Annotated in this window: 6 protein-coding genes; 1 reads left to right on the forward strand and 5 read right to left on the reverse strand. The window is 71.1% G+C overall.

Annotated elements, in window-relative coordinates:
* On the forward strand, positions 1–232 hold a 232-nt coding region (locus EHS43_RS47215; protein WP_221740802.1), incomplete at its 5' end, for a hypothetical protein.
* On the opposite strand, the gene EHS43_RS38300 is transcribed toward EHS43_RS47215, so the two are convergent.
* The 5 genes from EHS43_RS38300 to EHS43_RS38320 are packed head-to-tail and all read right to left on the reverse strand — an operon-like array spanning position 219 to position 4,245.
* A complete protein-coding gene (locus EHS43_RS38300; RefSeq protein ID WP_185806595.1) occupies positions 219–1,106 on the reverse strand; it encodes a DUF5936 domain-containing protein in 888 nt (295 codons plus the stop codon). The two genes, EHS43_RS47215 and EHS43_RS38300, sit on opposite strands and share 14 nt — an antisense overlap.
* Before the next feature lie 16 nt (positions 1,107–1,122).
* On the reverse strand, positions 1,123–2,067 hold the full coding sequence (locus EHS43_RS38305) for a type II secretion system F family protein (RefSeq protein ID WP_125195208.1): 945 nt from the start codon (positions 2,065–2,067) through the stop codon (positions 1,123–1,125).
* A gap of 11 nt (positions 2,068–2,078) precedes the next feature.
* A complete protein-coding gene (locus tag EHS43_RS38310) occupies positions 2,079–3,416 on the reverse strand; it encodes a CpaF family protein (protein WP_125195209.1) in 1,338 nt (445 codons plus the stop codon).
* Between the two features lie 12 nt (positions 3,417–3,428).
* On the reverse strand, positions 3,429–3,782 hold the full coding sequence (locus EHS43_RS38315; RefSeq protein ID WP_125195210.1) for a TadE/TadG family type IV pilus assembly protein: 354 nt from the start codon (positions 3,780–3,782) through the stop codon (positions 3,429–3,431).
* Position 3,783: 1 nt separating this feature from the next.
* Positions 3,784–4,245, reverse strand: coding sequence for a TadE/TadG family type IV pilus assembly protein (locus EHS43_RS38320; RefSeq protein WP_125195211.1), 462 nt, complete (start codon positions 4,243–4,245; stop codon positions 3,784–3,786).
* Positions 4,246–4,458: the final 213 nt, after the last annotated feature.

The raw sequence follows: 4,458 nt of genomic DNA on the forward strand, positions 1-4,458 counted from the left end.
GGGCGTGTCCGTGTCCGGCTTCGGCGCCCCGCGTCCGTGCGAGTCCGCGTCCGAGTCCGCATCCGCGTGCCCGCCCACGTCCACGTCCGCGTCCCTGTCCCTGTCCTTGGACCTGTCGTTGGACCTGTCCCTGGACCACGGCGACAACCCGCTTCCGCCCCGCGCCAACGTCACCCGTCGGCGCCTTCGCACGTCCGTCATCGCCATCGTCCGGTCCCCTACTTCCCCGTGATCGTGCCGAAGTCGGTGCCCGAGCCGAGGAGCAGGCCGGCGGCCAGGAGCAGCATCGTGGCCGGGACCATGAAGGTGGTGATCATCATGGTGGCCTTGGGGACCGCGCGGGCGGCCTTGCGGCGGGCGTTCTGGGCGTCGGTGCGGCGCATGTCCTTGGCCAGGGCGACCAGGGTGTCCACGATGGGGGCGCCCAGTTCCTCGCCCTGCTGGAGTGCCGTCACGAACATCGCCACCTGTTCGGAGTCGTTGCGGCGGCGCAGTTCCGCGAAGGCCTGGCGGCGGCTCATGCCCAGGTCCATCTGCCGGAGCGTGATGCGCAGTTCGTCGGCCCAGGGGCCCTCGTACTTGGAGGCCACCCGGTCGAGTGCCTGGCGGAAGCCCAGGCCGGCGCTCACCACGACCGCCAGCACGTCGAGGAAGTCGGGGAGCGTGCGCTCGATGACGTCCTTCCTGACCCGGATCGCCGACCAGATGCCGACCTCCGTCCAGAACGCCCCGAAGGCCAGCAGGAGCAGGGCCACCAGGAACTGGCCGCGGAGGAGGAAGACCAGGAAGCCGAGGCCGCCGAGGAAGCCGTAGACCGCCCTGCGGGCCGCGTAGCGGTTGATGGTCAGGCCGCCGGGGTTGCCCGCGAGGTCGATCTTGCGGCGGTACTTGGCGACCTGCTTGGGGCCCATCAGGCGTAGCACGGCGGGGGCGTAGCGCATGCCCATGCGGTCGATCAGGGAGTCGACCGCGCCGGTGCGGGTGGAGCCCACCTCCAGTGCCAGCACCAGGTCGCTGGGCAGTTTCGCCTCCGCCCGGTACATGCGGATGCCGGCGAAGACGCCCCAGACGCTCAGGGCCATCAGCAGGGCCAGTCCGAGTCCGATCACAGCCGCCCCCTCCTCAGACGTCGATCCGTGACATGCGGCGGATGAGCACGAACCCCACCGCGTAGAGGGCGAAGGCGATGATCACCGCGCCCTGGCCGAGCGGCGAGCCCGTCATCCGCTCCAGTGCGCCGTCCTTGACGCCGTTCATCAGGAACAGCGAGCCGATGCCCAGGACCGGGACCGCGTACGCCGTCATGTTCACCTGGGAGAGCTGGGTGCGGACCTCGCGCCGGGTCTCCTTGCGTTCCTCCAGCGTCTCGGTCAGGTTCCTGAGGGCGCTGACGACCTGGCCGCCCGCGCGGTTGGACAGGACCAGGGTCGTCACCAGGACCACCAGTTCCCGGGACGGCAGCCGCTTCGCCATCTCGTCGAGCGCGTCCTCCATCGCCACGCCGACCGCCAACTGGTTGGCCACGTTGGCGAGTTCCTCCCCGGCTGGGGCTTCCAGCTCCTCGGCCGCCATGCCGATCGCGGTGCGCAGGGCGAGGCCGGCGTGGGTGGCGTTGGCCAGGATGCGGGCCAGTTCGGGGAGTTGGTTGATGAACTTCTCGATGCGTTTCTGGCGCTGCCAGTTGAGGAACTGCACCGCCGCCCACACGCCCGCGAGGCCGGCCAGCGGCCCGAAGAAGGGTGCCAGGGTGGCCTGGCCGATCAGCCACAGCCCGCCGACCAGCCCGATCATCGCGGCGAAGAACTCGCCCGGGGTCACGTCGAGGCCCGTCGCCGCCAGCCGCAGTTCCAATTCGCGGCCCAGCCGGGTGCGGCGCAGTCGGCGGTCCAGGTCGCGGAAGTGCCGGCGGCGGCCGGTGTACGGCACCTGGCCCGCGGCCGTCAGCCGGTCGACCAGTGCCGCCCGCTGCGCCCGTCCCCTGGCGTAGAAGTGGACGCCCACGACGGCCAGGACGCACGTGAGGAGGGTGGCGCCGACGGTCAGGGCGACTAGGGTCTTCAGGTCCATGGGGGTGGGTCCTACCTGGCTTCTCGGACGGTCAACTGGGCCGCGGACTGGGCCACCCCGAAGGCCTGGGGGGTGGGCTGGCTCGCCATGTAGAGGCGGTCGACGGTACGGCGCGGGAGCGGGAAGTACGCGAACCGTCCGTAGATCCGGCCGTCCGCCGCCATGGGCTGGGCCTCGAAGCGGGCCACCGTCGCCAGCCGGTACGGCTCGCTGCCGTGACTGTCGAGCAGGGCGATCTCGGTGATCCGGCGGGCGCCGTCGGCGAACCGGGTGAGCTGGATGATCACGTCGACCGCGCTGTTGATCTGGTCGTGCAGCGCCTCGAAGGGGACCTCCACCTCCGACATGGAGGCAAGGGTCTTCAGCCGCATCAGCGCGTCCTCCGCGCTGTTGGCGTGGACGGTGGCCAGCGAGCCGTCGTGGCCCGTGGACATCGCCTGGAGCATGTCGAGGGACTCGCCGCCGCGGACCTCGCCGACCACGATCCGGTCGGGCCGCATGCGCAGCGAGTTGCGGACCAGGTCGCGGATGGTGACCCGGCCCTTGCCCTCCACGTTCGGCGGCCGGGACTCCAGCCGGACCACGTGCCGTTGCTGGAGCTGGAGTTCGGCGGAGTCCTCGATGGTGATGATCCGGTCGCCCTCGGGGATGAGCCCGGAGAGCGCGTTGAGCAGGGTCGTCTTGCCGGTGCCCGTCGCGCCCGACACGATGATGTTGAAGCGGGCCTGCACCAGGCCGGCCAGCAGGTACAGCATGTTCTCGTCGAGCGAGCCGAAGCCGACCAGTTCCTGGAGCGTGTAGGAGCGGGGGAAGCGGCGGATGGTGAGGATCGCGCCGGTCAGGGAGAGCGGGGGGATGATGACGTTCACCCGCTCACCCGAGGGCAGGCGCGCGTCGACCATCGGGTTGGTCTCGTCCACCCGCCGGTTGACCGTGGAGACGATCCGTTCGATGGTCTGCATCAGCTGGTCGTGGGAGGGGAAGCGCAGCGGCAACTGCTCGACGCGGCCGCCGCGTTCGACGAAGATCGAGTCCGGGCCGTTGACCATGATCTCGGTGATGGAGGCGTCTTCGAGCAGCGGTTCCAGGATGCCGAGGCCGAGCGCCTCGTCGACCACCCGACGGATCAGCTGCGAGCGTTCGACGGTCGACAGGACCGGGCCCTCACGGCTGATGATGTGCCCGAGCACCCGCTCCAGCCGGGCCCGGCGCTCGGCCGCCGCGAGCGCGCTCATCTCCGCGAGGTCGATCTCCTCCAGGAGCTTGGCCCGGTAGGAGGAGACCAGGTGGCCGTCCTCGCCCCGGCTGCCGTTCTCCTCGGGGGTGTTGATGCGGGACCGCAGACTCATGGGGTACCTCGTTCAGTGGTCGAGCGGCATGGTGGCGGTCTTGACGGCGGGGTCGAAGTCCCAGCCGGGGACGATCGAGGGGATCTGGACGGTGGCCGTGACGGTGACCGAGTCGCCTCCCCCGCCCTCGGCGCAGGCGACGGACAGCCAGTCGCTGATCGCGTTGGCACAGCCGTCCTGCGCGCTCAGGTCCAGCGAGGCGGCCCGCGCCCCGGCCCTGGCCGCGGTGCCGGCCTGCTGGGCGGTGTAGGCGATGAGCCCGATCTGGACGCCCGCCATGGCGACGAGGATCAGGATCGGGATGAAGCCCAGGTATTCGAGGGCGACCTGGCCGCGGTCGCGAAGACCTTCGCGGGAGTACGGCATCTCAGTCCCTGTCCTCCTCCACCGCGCCGGCGTGGCCCTCCACGTCGAAGGGGAAACCGATCGAGCCCGGGAACAGGACGGGGACCTGGAGGGTCACGGTGGCCCTGACGTAGCCGCCCCCGGTCGTGCAGCTCACCGTGCCGCTCCACGCGCCCGGCAGCTTGTCCGTGCCCGCCTCCTGGCATGCCGCCTGTCGCTGCCCGGCCGGAACCGCCGTCCCCGCCCGCGCCGCCTCGTCCGCAGCATTCCCCGCGAGCGAGAAGGTGTACCCCAGCAGCACGAACTGCCACAGCAGCACCAGCGTGATCAGGATCAGCGGGGTCATCCCGAGGAACTCGACGGTGACCTGCCCCTCGTCCTCGCCGACCCACCGAGGACCTGTCCGGCGGGCCGGCGCCGCGTCCCGGGATCCGGCTCCGGCCGCCGCCGCCGACGGGGCGCACCCAGTCGCGGTGCGGCCGATCGTCGTACCACCGGTCGCGATGCCGCCGATCGCCGTGCCACCGGTCACGGTGCCGTCGGTCGCGGTAGCACCAGTCGCCGTGTCGCCGGTCGCGGTGCCACCGGCCGCAGTGCCACCGACCGACATGCCACCGCCAGCGGTACCACCAATCGCCGTGTCGCCAGTCGCAGTACCGCCGACTGCCATGCCAGCGGTCACGGTGCCGTCGATCGT

The sequence above is a fragment of the Streptomyces sp. RP5T genome (assembly GCF_003933965.1).
In the GTDB taxonomy this organism is placed as follows: domain Bacteria; phylum Actinomycetota; class Actinomycetes; order Streptomycetales; family Streptomycetaceae; genus Streptomyces.

Bases quoted from the DNA above. Each gene is read 5' to 3' on its own strand.
- EHS43_RS38305 (WP_125195208.1), bottom strand. From the start codon at position 2,067: ATGGACCTGAAGACCCTAGTCGCCCTGACCGTCGGCGCCACCCTCCTC.
- EHS43_RS38310 (WP_125195209.1), bottom strand. From the start codon at position 3,416: ATGAGTCTGCGGTCCCGCATCAACACCCCCGAGGAGAACGGCAGCCGG.
- EHS43_RS38315 (WP_125195210.1), bottom strand. From the start codon at position 3,782: ATGCCGTACTCCCGCGAAGGTCTTCGCGACCGCGGCCAGGTCGCCCTC.